The sequence below is a fragment of the Methanococcoides methylutens genome, from assembly GCF_000765475.1.
Classification (GTDB): domain Archaea; phylum Halobacteriota; class Methanosarcinia; order Methanosarcinales; family Methanosarcinaceae; genus Methanococcoides; species Methanococcoides methylutens.
The window spans coordinates 81,788-97,192 of sequence record NZ_JRHO01000010.1; the positions used below are offsets into that span (position 1 = coordinate 81,788).

General features: G+C 45.0%; 21 protein-coding genes and 1 tRNA gene. All 22 read left to right on the top strand.

All coding sequences use genetic code 11. The features are described 5' to 3' along the window. Positions 1-109 precede the first annotated feature (109 nt). Complete coding sequence (locus tag LI82_RS05400) at positions 110-595, top strand: RNA-binding protein (RefSeq protein WP_048193950.1); 486 nt, start codon at positions 110-112, stop codon at positions 593-595. A 184-nt stretch (positions 596-779) separates the two neighbouring features. Then, a complete protein-coding gene (locus LI82_RS05405) occupies positions 780-1,160 on the top strand; it encodes a cell division protein SepF (RefSeq protein ID WP_048193952.1) in 381 nt (126 codons plus the stop codon). Beyond that, positions 1,157-1,822, top strand: coding sequence for a ZPR1 zinc finger domain-containing protein (locus LI82_RS05410; RefSeq protein ID WP_048193954.1), 666 nt, complete (start codon positions 1,157-1,159; stop codon positions 1,820-1,822). The genes LI82_RS05405 and LI82_RS05410 overlap by 4 nt, the downstream gene beginning before the upstream one ends. 70 nt (positions 1,823-1,892) lie before the next feature. Beyond that, complete coding sequence (proS, locus tag LI82_RS05415; protein WP_048193956.1) at positions 1,893-3,329, top strand: proline--tRNA ligase; 1,437 nt, start codon at positions 1,893-1,895, stop codon at positions 3,327-3,329. Between the two features lie 30 nt (positions 3,330-3,359). Beyond that, complete coding sequence (gene cobT / locus LI82_RS05420) at positions 3,360-4,406, top strand: nicotinate mononucleotide-dependent phosphoribosyltransferase CobT (protein ID WP_048193958.1); 1,047 nt, start codon at positions 3,360-3,362, stop codon at positions 4,404-4,406. A 119-nt stretch (positions 4,407-4,525) separates the two neighbouring features. Beyond that, positions 4,526-4,724: transfer RNA gene (locus tag LI82_RS12895), tRNA-Trp, on the top strand. Positions 4,725-4,918: 194 nt separating this feature from the next. Next, positions 4,919-5,512 (top strand): 50S ribosomal protein L15e, encoded by a 594-nt coding sequence (locus LI82_RS05425; protein ID WP_048193960.1) that lies wholly within the window; start codon positions 4,919-4,921, stop codon positions 5,510-5,512. After that, complete coding sequence (locus tag LI82_RS05430; protein ID WP_048193961.1) at positions 5,509-5,964, top strand: RNA-binding protein; 456 nt, start codon at positions 5,509-5,511, stop codon at positions 5,962-5,964. Before LI82_RS05425 ends, LI82_RS05430 begins: the two co-directional genes overlap by 4 nt. Further along, positions 5,957-6,688, top strand: coding sequence for a ribonuclease P protein component 3 (rnp3, locus tag LI82_RS05435; RefSeq protein ID WP_048193964.1), 732 nt, complete (start codon positions 5,957-5,959; stop codon positions 6,686-6,688). Before LI82_RS05430 ends, rnp3 begins: the two co-directional genes overlap by 8 nt. Beyond that, positions 6,685-7,047 carry an Rpp14/Pop5 family protein gene (locus tag LI82_RS05440; RefSeq protein WP_048193966.1) on the top strand — a complete coding sequence of 121 codons (363 nt, stop codon included), beginning with the start codon at positions 6,685-6,687 and terminating at the stop codon, positions 7,045-7,047. Before rnp3 ends, LI82_RS05440 begins: the two co-directional genes overlap by 4 nt. 114 nt (positions 7,048-7,161) lie before the next feature. After that, on the top strand, positions 7,162-7,935 hold the full coding sequence (psmA, locus tag LI82_RS05445; RefSeq protein WP_048193968.1) for an archaeal proteasome endopeptidase complex subunit alpha: 774 nt from the start codon (positions 7,162-7,164) through the stop codon (positions 7,933-7,935). Positions 7,936-7,976: 41 nt separating this feature from the next. After that, positions 7,977-8,669 carry a ribosome assembly factor SBDS gene (locus LI82_RS05450; protein ID WP_048193970.1) on the top strand — a complete coding sequence of 231 codons (693 nt, stop codon included), beginning with the start codon at positions 7,977-7,979 and terminating at the stop codon, positions 8,667-8,669. An 11-nt stretch (positions 8,670-8,680) separates the two neighbouring features. Continuing rightward, positions 8,681-9,469: an exosome complex RNA-binding protein Rrp4 gene (gene rrp4 / locus LI82_RS05455; protein WP_048193971.1), complete on the top strand. Its 789-nt coding sequence runs from the start codon at positions 8,681-8,683 to the stop codon at positions 9,467-9,469. Between the two features lie 50 nt (positions 9,470-9,519). After that, positions 9,520-10,548, top strand: a complete 1,029-nt coding sequence (gene rrp41, locus LI82_RS05460) for an exosome complex exonuclease Rrp41 (RefSeq protein ID WP_048193972.1) — start codon at positions 9,520-9,522, stop codon at positions 10,546-10,548. Then, positions 10,538-11,320 carry an exosome complex protein Rrp42 gene (gene rrp42, locus LI82_RS05465; RefSeq protein WP_048193973.1) on the top strand — a complete coding sequence of 261 codons (783 nt, stop codon included), beginning with the start codon at positions 10,538-10,540 and terminating at the stop codon, positions 11,318-11,320. Before rrp41 ends, rrp42 begins: the two co-directional genes overlap by 11 nt. Before the next feature lie 93 nt (positions 11,321-11,413). After that, positions 11,414-11,701: a 50S ribosomal protein L37ae gene (locus LI82_RS05470; RefSeq protein ID WP_048193974.1), complete on the top strand. Its 288-nt coding sequence runs from the start codon at positions 11,414-11,416 to the stop codon at positions 11,699-11,701. Between the two features lie 4 nt (positions 11,702-11,705). Further along, on the top strand, positions 11,706-11,846 hold the full coding sequence (locus LI82_RS12725) for a DNA-directed RNA polymerase subunit P (protein WP_081955744.1): 141 nt from the start codon (positions 11,706-11,708) through the stop codon (positions 11,844-11,846). A 6-nt stretch (positions 11,847-11,852) separates the two neighbouring features. Further along, the gene (locus tag LI82_RS05475; protein WP_081955745.1) at positions 11,853-12,320 is read left to right on the top strand and encodes an rRNA maturation protein; all 468 of its coding nucleotides are present in this window, start codon (positions 11,853-11,855) and stop codon (positions 12,318-12,320) included. After that, positions 12,317-12,571 (top strand): KEOPS complex subunit Pcc1, encoded by a 255-nt coding sequence (locus LI82_RS05480; protein ID WP_048193978.1) that lies wholly within the window; start codon positions 12,317-12,319, stop codon positions 12,569-12,571. The genes LI82_RS05475 and LI82_RS05480 overlap by 4 nt, the downstream gene beginning before the upstream one ends. An 84-nt stretch (positions 12,572-12,655) precedes the next feature. Then, positions 12,656-13,009: a prefoldin subunit beta gene (locus LI82_RS05485; protein WP_048193980.1), complete on the top strand. Its 354-nt coding sequence runs from the start codon at positions 12,656-12,658 to the stop codon at positions 13,007-13,009. 66 nt (positions 13,010-13,075) lie between these two features. Further along, entirely contained in the window at positions 13,076-14,041 is a 966-nt protein-coding gene (locus LI82_RS05490) for a DHH family phosphoesterase (RefSeq protein WP_048193982.1), read from the top strand. Between the two features lie 50 nt (positions 14,042-14,091). Then, positions 14,092-15,396 (top strand): phenylacetate--CoA ligase family protein, encoded by a 1,305-nt coding sequence (locus LI82_RS05495; RefSeq protein WP_048193984.1) that lies wholly within the window; start codon positions 14,092-14,094, stop codon positions 15,394-15,396. Positions 15,397-15,405: the final 9 nt, after the last annotated feature.

Genomic DNA, 15,405 nt, shown 5'->3' on the forward strand with positions numbered 1-15,405 from the left:
TGATCTCGATTCATTACTTGTTCCTTTCGATAGCGACTGCGCGAAACGTTTAAGGGTAAATGATGCTTAATGTGTTGCAAGCTAATATTTTCTTATCAAAGGTGGTAAGTTGAAAATAAAGTCCAGAGTTCAACTACGAAAATCTGCAAAGAACAAATTGTTGACTTCCCTTAGGTCCTCCTTTGGCGATGTCATTGACAAGATTGAAGAGCGAAAATTAGAAAGTGCTACGGCTGACTGGTTTAAGATCATAATAGTGGATGGGGATATCCTTTTCTTCCAGGAAGGGGAGGGTGATCCTTTCCCAACTGTCAGGGGTGTACTGGAGCTTGGGCTTGATTGCTGTAAAGTGACAGTGGATTCCGGAGCAGTGAAGTTCGTTGTCAACGGTGCAGATATAATGTGTCCGGGTATCGTAAGTGCTGATCCTGAAATTGCGGCGAATGACCTTGTTATTATCACCGAAGAGGCTCATGGCAAACCGCTTGCTATTGGTCGTGCACTGGTACCTGCAAGCGAGATGGTCGGAAAGTCCGGAAAGGCAGTAAAATCCATTCATCATGTCGGGGACGACCTGTGGAATCTTGAAGCGTAATGTATCTGTGATATTTTATGCATGCAAAGCCATCATTAAAATATGATGACCATGCATAATAAATCTGTTAACATTGCTGCAAAGCTAAAAATTCCTAAAACGGCTAATGGCTTAAATATTAAAAGACTTAATAAAGATATATTCTATATCCATTCAATAAAATTTTAACACAAAGGTGCGGACTATGGCAAATTTCATGGACAAATTATTTGGAAGCGGATCAAAGGGTGCAACAGATGCTGACGAATATACCGAGCTTGATCTCGGCAAGTTCGAACAGGAAATGGCAGATGAACCTGCAGAAACCTACATTAGAGTGGCAGAACTTACGAACCTGAATGAGCTTCCAGGTCTTAAGAAAGAGGTCTATGATGGCAATATCCTCATGATCGATATCTCCAATATCAAAGCTGACAAGCTCATGCTTGACAGGGCACTCAAGGACCTGAAGGATGTAGTCATCGATGTGCATGGTGATATTGCAGGTATCAAGGATGATCAGGTACTTGTCACACCAACAGGCGTAAAGATAGACAGGTCAAAGATAGTTGGTGGAAGGTATTGAACACAGAGAACAATTCCGGGGGGGAATCCCGGAATTCTTTTGAAACACGAACATCATGTCCTCTTTGCCATGAGGAGCTTGTTATTAAGTGGAATAACGATGAGATTCCCTATTTCGGGGAAGTAATGTATATTTCGACTACTTGTTCTAACTGCAGCTTCAGGTTCACTGACACTATGATCCTGACCCAAAAAGAACCAGTGCGTTTCGAAATGATGGTAGAGGGCCTGGAAGATCTTAATGCAAGGGTAATTCGTTCCACTTCAGGTACTATCCGCATTCCTGATCTGGGAATTGACGTTGAGCCGGGTTCAGTTTCAGAGTCCTATGTGACAAATATTGAAGGTATCCTGGAAAGGGTCAGAGCTGTTGTCGTGACCGCCACTGAGTGGGTAAAGGATGAACCTGAAGCACATGAACGTGGCTTAGAGCTACAGAAGATGCTCGAAGAAGCTATTCAGGGCGAACTTCCATTAAAGGTAATTATCGAAGATCCTCTTGGGAACAGTGCTATCATTTCTGAAAAAGCTACATCTCGCACTCTTTCTAGTGAAGAGGCAGCTAATCTCCATAGCGGCATGGTGATCTTTGATGTCGATTCTTCCGAGCTGGAAGTCGATTCTTCTGACAAGATCCAGCCTATTGGAAATGAATATAAATGATGCATGTATTAGCTGAGACAATTCTAACTAAATATTCTAATTGAATCATTTTGATCTTATTGGTGACATTATGGCCGAACAAGAAAAAGAAGCAGCGCTTCCTCCAAAAGAGAACTTCAGTGAATGGTATAACGACCTGCTCCAGGTAGCAGAGATCATGGATGTACGTTATCCTGTGAAGGGCTCATACGTATGGTATCCTTTTGGTTTTTCCATTCGCAGGAACGTGTATGGAATAATTCGTGAACTTCTCGACAAGGACCATCAGGAAACGATGTTCCCTCTTTTGATACCTGAAAATGAGTTCATGAAGGAAGCTGAGCACATTAAGGGTTTCGAGGATGAGGTTTACTGGGTATTGAACGGAGGCACAACTCCTCTGGATGTGAAGCTTGCACTTCGTCCTACCAGTGAGACCGCAATTTACCCTATGTACCGTCTCTGGGTTCGCTCACATGCTGATCTTCCATTAAAATTGTATCAGATCGTCAACACTTTCAGATATGAAACAAAGCATACCCGTCCACTTATACGCCTTCGTGAGATCACATCTTTCAAGGAAGCACATACGGTACATGCTACATGGGACGATGCTGCGGCACAGGTGGATGAGGCCATAAGGATCTACTCTGAGTTCTACAGGAGGCTCGCAGTTCCTGTTCTGCCTTCAAAGAGACCTAACTGGGATAAGTTCCCGGGTGCTGATTATACGATCGCAGTGGATGCACTGATGTCTGATGGCAAGACATTGCAGGTTGGAACCGCTCATCATCTGGGTGACAATTTTGCAAAGACCTTCGATATCAAATATGAGGATGCTGCTGGGGAACAGGTCTATGCTCACCAGACCTGCTATGGTGTTTCTGAACGTTGCATTGCTGCTCTGATCTCCATCCATGGTGATGACAAGGGGCTTATCATGCCGCCTGAGGTTGCACCTGTCCAGGCAGTGATTATTCCTATCCTGTTCAAGAAACCTGAAGCTGTTCTGGCTGCATGTAATGATGTAAAGGAAACCCTTGAAGCTGCAGGTGTCCGTGTTACTATCGATGATAGTGACAAGCGTCCTGGCTCCAAGTACTATAAATGGGAAATGAAAGGTGTTCCTTTAAGGATCGAGATCGGTCCTAAGGACCTTGAGAAGGAAGCTGCCATGCTTGTAAGGCGTGATACTGGTGAGAAAGAACAGGTACCTCTTTCATCTATTGCTAATGAAGTGATCGAGAGGTTCGCTGTCATCCAGTTCTCTCTCCTGGAGAATGCAAAAGAGAACCTTAAAGCACGTATATTCGATTGTAATACTATAGAAGAGATAAAAGAGAAGGTCTCTGAAGGTATTGCACATGTCCCTTGGTGTGGCGAGGAGAAATGCGGACTTGAACTGGATGAAGAGGTTGGTGCAGGTATACTTGGAATTCCTACAGATCAGGATGAAGAAGGGAACTATAAGTGTCCTATGTGTGGCAAAGATACCAGTATAAGGGTTTACGTTGCAAAGACCTACTAATATTGTAAATACATGGGAGGGTGATCAATAATGGAATCTCTGATAGCTAATGATAAGAAACCTGAAAAGCCACTTTTCATTTGTGTGCTGGCAAATACTGAAACTGCCTACATTGAAAAGATATCTGCAGCAGGAAAGACTGCCAAACTGACGGACTATACTCCGACAGGGGATGCAGAACTTGTGGAGACCGGTGGCATCATCAGTACTCCGGTGATCCCAATGACCCCTCCGTACAATACTCCGACTCCGGGTCTTATCACACGTGCATCTTTACAGCTTTCAAATGTTCCTCATCTATTCGTTAATTCCGGTTTAAAGATCGCTCCTAAGGTTCCATTTGAGGACCTTAAGGCAAAGCCTGGTGAGGATATCCGTAAGGAGATCGCGGTTCATGATGTTGAGGTTATTATTGAGCGTGCACGTGAGGTGGGTGAGAAAGTACGTGATGATCATGATATGTTCGTGATCGGAGAAAGTACTCCTGCCGGAACCACTACTGCAATGGGCGTACTCAATGCACTTGGGTATGACGGTCATGTGAGCAGCAGTTCTTGCGAGAACCCTGTTGACTTAAAGCAGAAAGTTGTCTGTGAGGCAATGGCTGTATCCGGTATTACAAAAGGATGCCTGAAGTCAGACCCTCTACGGGCGGTTTCCTGTCTTGGCGATCCTATGATGCCTGCAACTGCAGGTCTTGTGGAGGGTCTTAAAGGCAAGCGTGTCATCCTTGCAGGTGGTACTCAGATGGCAGCCGTTTATGCTTTCATGAAACACATGGGTACTGACCTCAGCAACGTTTCCATTGTTACAACCAGTTATGTTGCAGACGATGAAAGCGCTAATTTCACAGAGATCATTGGAGCACTTGGTGCAGATATGCATGCTGTTGATCCCGGATTCGGTCGTTCTTCCCACAAGGGCCTGAGGCAGTATGAGCTTGGGTATGTCAAGGAAGGGGTCGGTGCAGGTGGTGCACTTTACCTTGCAGGCCTTCTGGGTGTATCTGTGGACAGCATTCGTGAAGAGATCGAGAACATTTGTGTCGAGCTTGCTGATCTCATAAATGCAGAATAATTGATAGTATCGTGGTTGTGAATGTATTTCGGTACATTCTAAATCCGATTTATCAGCCCCTCATACCGATACCTATATCATTAATGAGATGTATTTGAGGGTTGCAATCGCAAGGTTGCGGGGCTGTGGCCTAGCCAGGAATGGCGACGGGCTCCAGCGGATAAATGATGAACAACGGGTCTGCTGAGATCTACCCGACGGGGTAGGTCGGTGAGGAACCGTTGGAGCACTGATGTGTGTTCTTTAAGAACATTTACTGTCGTAATGGCAGTGTTCGGAGAGACCCGTCGATCGTGAGTTCGAATCTCACCAGCCCCACGTCCTTTCTTTCTATTTTCTTAATTTTCAAATCGAGTAGCTCTGCATCTTTTGGTTTTCTTTCCATACAAAGCTTTAAATGCTATGTTGTATGTACTAACCGATGTTTCATTGTCGGGATGAGAGTCCCGTAGGAGTGTGGCCGAAGTAACTTTGGCTGAACCGTGAAACTAACGTGAAACAAGGTGAATAAATTGTCAAAATCATTTTATGGATATGTAAGAGACGCATGGAAGAACCCCGGAGATTCATATGTTCGTGATCTCAGGTGGGAAAGACTTCAGGTATGGAGAAAGGAAGGCTCAGTTACAAGGATCGAGCGCCCAACCCGTATCGACCGTGCACGAGCACTTGGTTACAAGGCAAAGCAGGGTATCGTAGTAGCTCGTGTAAAGGTACGAAGGGGTAGCATGAGAAAGTCACGCTACATCCGTGGTAGGCGTACTCAGCACACAGGTAAGAACAAGATAACTGTCGGCAAGAGCATCCAGAGGATCTCTGAAGAGCGTGCAAGCAGGAAATTCCCTAACATGGAAGTACTTAACTCTTACTGGGTTGGCGAAGACGGTAAACAGAAATGGTACGAAGTTATCCTTGTTGACCCAAGCCACCCTGTTATCAAAAGCGACAAGAATCTCAACTGGATCTGTGACAAGGCTCACAGCGGAAGGGCATTCCGTGGAAAGACCAGTGCAGGTCGCAAAGGCAGAGGTATGAGGAGCCGAGGTACTGGTACCGAGAAGACCAGGCCAAGCATCAGATCAAACATCAACAGCAGCAGAAAGTGATTCACTATATCTCTGTGCGTGTAACCGCACATGCTACTGAGGATGAGTCCAGAGTAAGAAATGCTCTGGACCTATTTTTATTAAATTCATTTGACAAAGGCAAATGTACTGATACTGGGAAGTATGTTGAGGTACTTAATGTCGAAGGTTATCATGGTAACCCCATTTCCCTTTTGAGCGCTACCATCAAACGAAAACCCGATACACGTGCTTTTGCAACATTTGTTCGTAGTAACATGTCTCCTGAGGACGTGGAACTGCTTAGAAGTGAAATGCCTGACAGGCTGGATGAAGACCAGATGTTCCACTTAAGGTTCGATAAGCAGGCGGCATATGATGGCAAGGTAAAACTTTCCTCTTCTTCTGATGCTATTATTGTGAAGTTGAAGATCGAAACATACCCAAAGGACCGCCAGCAGGCTGGAAATATCGTGGAGGAATTATTTGGCTGATCCTGTGTTCTATGATCTTTGTGTTCATTGCGCACCAGATGGCAAAAGTACTCAGGAAGAAATGGTTGCAATGGCAAAACATCTGGGTTTTGGTGGCATTGCACTAACTAATCATTCAAATTCTGATTCCCTTCCAAAAGGCAGTTCAGACAAAGGCTTTGATATTTTAAGAGGCGTCGAGCTGGTCTCCTCCAATCCTTCAAAGCTTCATGGGCTTGTGGGAAAATATCGCAAAAAAGTGGAGATACTTGCTGTACATGGCGGCGATGATGGAATAAATCGTGCAGCGGTGGAAAATCCAAATGTGGATATACTTTTACATCCCGGCACTCCAAAGGGCTGTGGATTGAACCATGTGCTTGCAAAGTCTGCAAGTGATAATAATGTCGCAATTGCATTCGATATGGCTTCCCTGATAATGTTACGCGGAGGCCGGCGCGTGCACACTCTTTCCCATTTTAGGGAGGTCCTGTCACTTGCAAGGAAATATGATGTTCCTTTCTTGCTTACGAATAATGCATCATTATCTTATGGTATGCGTGCTCCGCGAGAGATGATGGCTCTGGCAACACTTTTTGGAATGGAGCGCGACGAGACCTTAATGGCTTTGAGCGATACTCCGGCAGAGATCATTAGGCGAGTTCGTCGTGGTAATAACTTCATCTGCGAAGGTGTGGAGATACTTGAAGATGATCTTTCATGTATGGAAGGTGAGGATAAATGAAGATACTTCCTCCCACACAGCGTACTAATAAAAGGTACTTTGCTTTTGAACTTATAGGTGGGGCTGGTGTGGATCGGAGTGACCTCCTTCGCGAAATATTTTCGTGTGCAGGGTCGCTTATCGGTGATCAGGGGTCAAGTGAATGTGATATAAGGTTACTTGATTTTGAGGATTCCAAAGGCGTTGTACGTTGCCTCAGGGAAAGGACTGATATGACACGTGCAGTTCTTGCTTCTGTGAGTTCAGTCAATGGTAAACCAGTTATTGTTCATGTTCTGGGTATATCGGGTACTGTTCATGGGGCAACAAAAAAGTATTTAGAAGAATGCACGGTATATAGTCCTGAAGAAAAACCATGAACATCCATTTATAGAATAATTTAAATAAGTTATAAGTGAACTAGGTGAATGTGCAGAAACTCTATTCATACGTTTTTTAGCATCACGAAAGTAAATATTAGGAGATAAAAGATCATGCAAATGGCACCACAAATGGGTTATGATAGAGCAATTACTGTTTTTAGTCCTGATGGAAGGCTTTTCCAGGTAGAATATGCAAGGGAGGCTGTCAAGAGAGGTACTACGGCAGCTGGCATAAAAGCAAAGGACGGTGTGGTTCTGTTGGTAGATAAGAGGATCACAAGCAGATTGATAGAGGCAGAGTCAATTGAGAAGATCTTCCAGATAGATGAGCACATAGGTGTTGCAACATCAGGCCTTGTTGCAGATGCACGTGCACTTGTAGACCGCGCAAGGGTCGAAGCTCAGGTCAATATGGTCACATATGACGAGCCTATAGGTGTAGAGGTCCTTTCCAAGAAGATCTGCGACCATAAGCAGACCTATACTCAATATGGCGGAGTTCGCCCGTACGGTACCGCTCTTTTGATAGCAGGCGTTGATGACAACAAACCAAGGTTATTCGAAAGTGATCCAAGCGGCGCACTTCTTGAGTACAAGGCAACTGCTATTGGAGCAGGCAGGAATACCTTCATGGAAACCTTCGAGGAAAAACACCGCGATGACATGACCATGGATGAAGTTGTTATGCTTGGAATGGAAGCACTTTACAGAGCAACAGATATGAAACTGGATGCATCCACACTTGAAGTGGGTATGGTAACTCTTGAAGACCACCAGTTCAGAAAATGTCCTGAAGAAGAGGTCGCATCCTTTGTGGAACGCATTCTTGAAGAGCACAAAGAAGACGACGAAAAGGAAGAGTCAGAGGGACAGCAGGAAGAGTAATGTATTTTCAGCATTGCTAAGTAAACAGGAGGGAGTAGAGTATGGTATCACTTGATGAATCATTGGTTGCAAGGTTAAAGAAAGGCAGCGTACAGTATGAAGTACTTGTGGATCCTGATGGAGCATTGGAGTTCAAGAAAGGTGGCAAGGTAAAGATCGAGGATATTCTTGCAGTTGAGGCCATCTTTGAGGATGCTGGCAAAGGATACCACGCGTCTGAGTCCGATCTGTCCAATGCATTCGAGACCACTGATGTGTTCGAGATCGCAGCACATATTATAAAGCACGGTGAACTTCAGCTTACTAAAGAGCAGAGAAAACACATTCTTGAAGAAAAGACCAAGCAGGTAATTTCCACTATTGCACAGAATGCGATAAATCCACAGACAAGGACTCCTCATCCACCGGCACGTATCGAGAAGGCTATGGAAGAGGCAAAGGTCCACATTGACCCATTGAAAAGCGTCGATGAACAGGTCACCATTGTGATGAAGGCAATCAGGCCAATTATACCAATTCGCTTTGAAGAAGTGGAGGTAGAGGTCAAGATTCCTGCAGACTATGCTGGTAAATCATATGGGGATATTGCAAAGTTCGGCACTATGCTCAAAGATAGGTGGGAGAATGATGGATCATGGGTTGCTGTGGTCAAGATGCCTGCCGGATTGCAGAATGATTTTTACGGTCTTGTAAACCATCTGACAAAAGGGGACGCTGAAACCAAACTTTTGTAAGAGGTAAATTCATGGATCGGAAAATCGTAATCCCCGGACAACTCCTTTCTGATAAGGAGAAAACGGCGGGACCGGGAACATATGTAAAGGACGGCAAGGTCTATTCCTTGCTTTATGGAATTGCAAACGTCAAGAACAAAGTTTCAGTTGTACCTTTTTCAGGAAAGTATTATCCTTCACGCAAGGATTTCATAATCGGTACTGTAATTGATGTAACTCCTTCGAATTGGATAATGGAAACTGGTTCTCCTTATGACGGATTGCTTCATGTTTCCGAATATCCAAAGCGCGTAGATTCCTCAGAAATGAGGGGATGTATGAGCATCGGGGATTGCGTAATTGTTCGTGTAAAAGATGTCAGCAAGTCCATGAAAGTGGAACTTACCATGCGTGAGCCTGGTACGAGAGTGCTGACAAAAGGTCGTATCATCGATGTTGCACCTGCAAAGGTCCCTCGTGTGATCGGTCATAGTGGTTCCATGGTCTCGATCCTTAAGAAGGAGTCGAACTGTGATGTGTTCGTAGGAAAGAACGGCCGTATCTGGATCAACGGAAGATCCGGTGATATGGATCATCTGGCGGATGCTATTGAAATGATCGAACGTGAATCTCATATATCCGGTTTGACGGATAAAGTGGGCAGGTTCCTGAGAAATGAACCGGAAAAGGTTGCGGAGTCGGATGCGGATGAGCTGATAGAGGAAGAAAGGTCAACTCTGCCCGCAAAAGAAGACAACGTTACAGAAGAAACCTGTCGTAAGGTCGATGCCCTTCTTGATGATGAAGTGGATGAGGCATGAACAGGACCTGCTGAACTATGGGAGAAAAGAGATGAAATTGGAGATTGAATATGAGTGATAAACCGGAAAAATTTATTGATGAAAACGGGATTCGCCTTGATGGTAGGCGTGTTGATGAGATTCGCCCCATGACTGTTGAGATGGGCGTACTCTCAAGGGCAGATGGTTCATGTTATCTTGAATGGGGTAATAATAAGGTTCTTGCTGCAGTTTATGGCCCAAGGGAACTTCACCCACGCAGGCTTCAGCGCCCAGGTGAGGCGCTTGTAAGGTACAGGTACAATATGGCAGCATTCTCTGTTGAGGACCGCATACGTCCTGGTCCAAGCAGGAGGAGCACCGAGATATCCAAAGTAAGTGGAGAGGCATTCGAACCTGTTGTTATGAAACAGTTTTACCCATCAGCTGTTATTGATGTGTTCGCAGAGGTCCTTCAGGCCGATGCCGGAACAAGAACAGCTGCGATCAATGCTGCAACACTTGCATTGGTGGATGCCGGTATCCCTATGAAGGGACTGGTGGCTGCCTGTGCTGTCGGTAAGGTGGATGGTCAGCTTGTGATCGATCTTAATAAACCTGAGGACAACTATGGTGACGCTGATCTGCCTATTGCAATGACTGAAGATGGTGAGATAACTCTCTTACAGATGGACGGAAACCTGACTGTTGAGGAGATCAACAAGGGTGTCGAGATGGTCAAGGCAGGCTGTGAGCAGATATTTGCAATACAGAAAGCTGCTCTTCTGGAAAAGTTCGGAACTGCTGAAGAGGATGAGGTCCTTGAAGACGCTGGGCTTCAGGCTGAGATATCCTCCGAGGAAAATGTTTCTGAAGCTGTTGAAGAAGTAGAGGAGCTTGTAGAAGAGGCTGCTGCAGAGGAGACCGAAGTCCCTGAAGACGAAGAGGTCGAAGAAGCTGAAACCATGTTCGAAGAAGACGTCGCTGAATTTGAAGATGATGAGGAAGAGAACGGAGAAGAGCTCGAAGTAGTAGTGACAGAAGTAAGTGAAGAAGAAATCACTTCAGAGTCAGAGGACATTGAGTCCAATGAGGAAGAGGGTGACAAATATGAGCAATGAAGCTGTATCAAGGCTGAAAAAAGATTTTATTTTCAATCTGGCTCTCAAGGGTCAGCGTGAGGACGGTCGTGCATTCGATGAGATGCGTGACATCAAACTTGAGACCAATGTTATAGACAAAGCAGAAGGTTCTGCAAAGGTCTGCTACGGCGATACCCAGGTTATTGTAGGTGTAAAGCTTCAGGTCGGTACACCTTTCCCGGATTCTGCTGATAAAGGTGTCATAATCACCAGCATGGAATTGAACCCGATCGCTTCACCAGACTTTGAGGCAGGTCCTCCAAGGCCTAAAGCTATTGAAATGGCACGCGTGGTCGACCGTGGTATCCGTGAATCAGGCGCAATTGATTTAAACAAGTTGTGTATTACGGAAGGAGAAGAGGTCTGGATGGTCTTTTTAGACGTCCATGTCTTAAACGACTGCGGAAACCTGCTGGATGCAGCATCACTTGGTGCAATTGCAGCTCTCATGACAGCAACAATCCCGGCAGAACGCGAAGGCCGTGGAGAGGATACGAAGATGCCTATTCGTGAGATGCCTGTATCACTTACCTTCGTTAATGTTGGTGGTGAGTATTTCATTGATGCAAGCAACAACGAGGAGTCGATCTGTGATACAAAGGTCACTATCGTTTCCAATCAGGATGGTTCGATCTGTGCAATGCAGAAGAGCGGCGCAGGCTCACTTTCAGAGGCAAAGTTCCTGGAAGCTGTTGAAAAATCACGTGAAATAGGCGCTAAGATAAGGGAGGAATACCTCCTTAACATATGAGTTTGATCGATGCTCATCGTAGCAGTTCATGACGATTTATCCGATCATTATAAGCTCGATTATTAAGGAATCCACATCAAGGAGACGATTATAATGGCAAAAAAATACACGAAGAAAGGACGTGTGTCCCGGTCTGCAGGAAGGTTCGGCACACGCTATGGTAGAAGAGACCGTAAGTTGGTTGCGGATCTTGAAGAAAAGATGCACATGCCACACAAGTGTGCAAACTGTGCACGCCTGACTGTAAAGAGAGTTGGGACTGGCATCTGGAAATGTAAAAAGTGTGGATATACCTTTGCAGGTGGCACATACCTTCCAACTACTACAGTAGGTAGTACTGTAATGAGGTCTGTTAAGAAAGCCACTGAACAGGTTGAGTAATCATATGGACTACAAGTGCACTCGATGCAAGCGCCCAGTCGAGATCGACTATGAGTATACAGGTATCCGCTGCCCTTATTGTGGACACAGGATCCTTGTAAAGGAAAGGCCGCAGGCATCGATCAAAACAGTCAAAGCCGAGTAAGAAGTCATGTTGATAACTTCTTCTCGCAAACCTTCTGCCAATACTCGCACTTTGTGTAAGTATTTGGCATCATTTTTTAATTGTGCATATTTGACCCGGGGTAAAATGGGTCTTGCTGATGTTATATCATGTTCCGACGATAGTAATGTATTAGTCGTTGGTGATTATCATGGAAGTCCCGGAAGCCTCATGTTCTACGATAAAGATGGAGCAGAGCTTTTGTCCATTCGTTTGAGCATTTTCTATCCGGATGGCTACAAATTTTCTAACCTAAAATCCATGGAACCTGTTCTAATGGGGGATAGTGAACTTGGAAATATGCTGTCATTTTACTTTGGCATTCCTCAGTATGAATGTGATGGGATAGCAAAGTGCATCCGTGTGGAAGATGACAGGATGGAGTTCCTTTATTCAGGCAGTTTACTATTCAGACTCAACGTAAAGAGCTACAGGGTACCGGAGGTAGCTGATTGAAGCTATTTTCGGAATCTGTTATAATGATGGATGATGCCGAAGCTGTCTACCGGTCTATTCTGCCTGAGCTGGAGACCACTGTAACTGACAGGTCTTCTGTCAATGTAGGGGTCAGGAATTCTTCTCTCGTGATGCGCGTAAGTGCCGATGATATAATTTCCATGCGTTCCACATTGAATACGTGGCTCCGCCTTGTGCAGATCGCACATGATATCTGTGTGGTCGGCAAGAATGCCTGTAAAGGTATATGAGATGCCTGCTTTTTGTTTTACCTTGTTTCATGATAGAAACATTAAAATCATTTCAGGTTTATTGACTGGTCAGGTGAAACCAAAATGAGTTCAGAAATACCCCCACAAGTACAGAACCAGCTTGCACAATTGCAGCAGGTTCAGCAGCAGGCGCAGTCTCTTGCAATGCAGAAGAACCAGATGGCTTCTATGCAGAAAGAGTCCGAAATGGCGCTTGAGGAGCTTGAAAAGCTTTCAGATGATGCTGTTGTTTACAGGGCTGTAGGAGACCTTCAGATCCAGTCCACCAAGGAAGAGACCGTAACAAAGCTCAAAGAGAGACTTGATACACTTTCATTGAGACTTCAGTCACTATCCCGTCAGGAAGAGCGCATCTCAAAGCGTTTTACCCAGCTCCAGGAACAACTTCAGCAGGCAATGGGTACGCAGGGACAGTAATCCTTGTAAACCCACCGATTATCTTTTCAAAGAATCGATGTTCTTTGGGAAAGATGAGAGGTAGAAATGCAGGTTGATGAAGTTGGCTTTTACAATCGACTTCTGGATTATCACAACATCTTATATCTATGCCATCGCAATGCCGATCCCGATGCTATAAGTAGTGCATTTGCACTCTCTGAAGCAATAGGGGGGACCGTAGGTCTGGTAGATGGTAGCAACAGAGTTGCATCCCTTCTTGTTGATAAGCTGGATATCGATGTAGTAGAAAGTCCAAATCCAGAAGATTATGATCTGGTAGTGGTAGTAGATACATCTACCAGCGCACAGCTAAATGATATCAAACTTTCTAATTACTGCGTGATAGATCATCATGCAACTACTGCACTTACGGAAAATGCTGCTTTTTACCTTCACCGCAATGCAACATCTGTGGCGGAGATCGTCTACGATGTACTAACCTGCATGGGTGCTCCTATCATGCATCGACTTGCATTGGGCCTGATGGCAGGGATCGTTACGGATACCGGTCATTTCAAGCATGCTACAAGCAAGACCTTCAAGACATTTGGTGAGATAATCGAGTCAAGTGGTGTGGAGTATGCAGAAGTGCTTGACCTGATGGCTTCAACTCCTCAGGATGTCTCAATGAGGATCGCAATGCTCAAGTCTGCTTCACGTGCAAGTATAGAACGTATCAATGACTGGCTTGTGGTAACGTCTAATGTAAGTTCCTTTGGCGGCTCTGCATCATCCATGCTGATCAATATTGGCGGGGATGTTGCTTTTGTTGGTACTGCCCGTGGCGATAACATTAGGGTTAGTGGTCGTGCAAAACGTGATGCTGTAAATGCAGGGGTAAATCTTGGAAAGATCATGGAAGAGATCAGCGGTCACTATGAAGGTACCGGTGGAGGCCATGCAGGTGCAGCAGGCATCGATGTCATTGCCGATATGGACACTGTTCTTTTCGAATGTGTCGAGTCGGTTAGAGAAATTTTGAAGGATAAGAAAAACCCGTTGAGTTTATAAGTGGTTATGACGAATCCTCATCAATATTAATCAACAATAGCGTGATAAATATGATAGAATACTGGAATCCACAGATCGAGAGAATGCCTGTTGATGAGTTAAAAAAAGTACAGGAACAGAAGTTGTGCCAGCTCGTAAAATATGTTTATGAGCATTCTCCTTTTTACAAAAAGAGATTCGATGATGCGGGTGTAAAACCTGAGGACATAAAGACACTGAATGATGTTACAAAGCTACCATTCACATTCAAGAAAGACCTGAGGGATACCTATCCGACAGGTATGTTCTGTGTTCCTAACAACAAGCTTGTACGTTTCCATGTTTCATCAGGGACTACGGGTAAGCCTACTGTGGTCGGTTACACTGATAATGACATTAAAGCATGGTCAACTTCCCTTGCACGTGCCTTGACATCCATTGGTGTAGGAAGAGATGATGTCATGCAGATAGGTTATGGCTATGGTCTTTTCACAGGTGGCCTTGGTATGCACTATGGTGCAGAGGAAGCCGGATGTACTGTTCTTCCGACAAGCTCTGGAAATACTGACAGGCAGATCGAACTTATGCAGGATCTTGGGTCCACTGTCATTGCCTGCACTCCATCATACCTTTTGTTCATGATCGAGGCTGCAAGGGATGCCGGCATCAGCTTCCAGAATGATACAAAGCTTCGTCTAGGTGTACTGGGTGCCGAGCCATGGTCAGAAGAGATGCGCAAAAGGATCGAGGATTCCACAGGCATCAAGGCCTATGATATATTCGGAACGTCCGAACTTAGTGGTCCTCTTTTCACTGAATGTCAGTCTCAGAATGGTATCCACATATGGGCAGACCAGTTCCTTGTAGAGGTCATCAACCCTGATACCGGTGAACCTGTGGCAAATGGTGAACGCGGTGAGCTTGTGATCACAACACTTGTGAAGGAAGCATTGCCGCTTATCAGATACCGGATCGGTGACATAACTGTTCTGAACTGGGATGAATGTGAATGTGGTCGTACACATCCACGTATCATGCGTGTACTGGGTCGTGCTGATGACATGCTTATCGTTCGTGGCATCAATGTCTTCCCGGGACAGGTAGAATCCGTTCTGATGGACATCCCTGAGGTTGGCGAGCACTTCATGATCATCGTTGACAGGGTCAATGAACTGGATATCATGAAAGTGCAGATCGAAATGAATGACGCTGCTTTCAGCGACAAGGTCACTGATATAATAGACCTTGAAAAGAAGGTAGGTGCAGCTCTTAAAGGCGTGCTGAACCTTGCTGTCAAAGTGGAGCTTGTCGAGCATGGGTCATTGCCACGTTCAATGGGCAAGGCAAAGAAAGTTATCGATAACAGAAAGATATAAAACTTTAGA

Coding starts and splice junctions, on each gene's coding strand:
- LI82_RS05490 (WP_048193982.1), top strand. CDS start 13,076: ATGCAGGTTGATGAAGTTGGCTTTTACAATCGACTTCTGGATTATCAC.
- LI82_RS12725 (WP_081955744.1), top strand. CDS start 11,706: ATGGACTACAAGTGCACTCGATGCAAGCGCCCAGTCGAGATCGACTAT.
- cobT (WP_048193958.1), top strand. CDS start 3,360: ATGGAATCTCTGATAGCTAATGATAAGAAACCTGAAAAGCCACTTTTC.
- LI82_RS05470 (WP_048193974.1), top strand. CDS start 11,414: ATGGCAAAAAAATACACGAAGAAAGGACGTGTGTCCCGGTCTGCAGGA.
- LI82_RS05495 (WP_048193984.1), top strand. CDS start 14,092: ATGATAGAATACTGGAATCCACAGATCGAGAGAATGCCTGTTGATGAG.
- LI82_RS05405 (WP_048193952.1), top strand. CDS start 780: ATGGCAAATTTCATGGACAAATTATTTGGAAGCGGATCAAAGGGTGCA.
- proS (WP_048193956.1), top strand. CDS start 1,893: ATGGCCGAACAAGAAAAAGAAGCAGCGCTTCCTCCAAAAGAGAACTTC.
- rrp41 (WP_048193972.1), top strand. CDS start 9,520: ATGAGTGATAAACCGGAAAAATTTATTGATGAAAACGGGATTCGCCTT.
- LI82_RS05440 (WP_048193966.1), top strand. CDS start 6,685: ATGAAGATACTTCCTCCCACACAGCGTACTAATAAAAGGTACTTTGCT.
- rrp4 (WP_048193971.1), top strand. CDS start 8,681: ATGGATCGGAAAATCGTAATCCCCGGACAACTCCTTTCTGATAAGGAG.
- LI82_RS05475 (WP_081955745.1), top strand. CDS start 11,853: ATGTTGATAACTTCTTCTCGCAAACCTTCTGCCAATACTCGCACTTTG.
- LI82_RS05450 (WP_048193970.1), top strand. CDS start 7,977: ATGGTATCACTTGATGAATCATTGGTTGCAAGGTTAAAGAAAGGCAGC.
- LI82_RS05485 (WP_048193980.1), top strand. CDS start 12,656: ATGAGTTCAGAAATACCCCCACAAGTACAGAACCAGCTTGCACAATTG.
- rrp42 (WP_048193973.1), top strand. CDS start 10,538: ATGAGCAATGAAGCTGTATCAAGGCTGAAAAAAGATTTTATTTTCAAT.
- psmA (WP_048193968.1), top strand. CDS start 7,162: ATGCAAATGGCACCACAAATGGGTTATGATAGAGCAATTACTGTTTTT.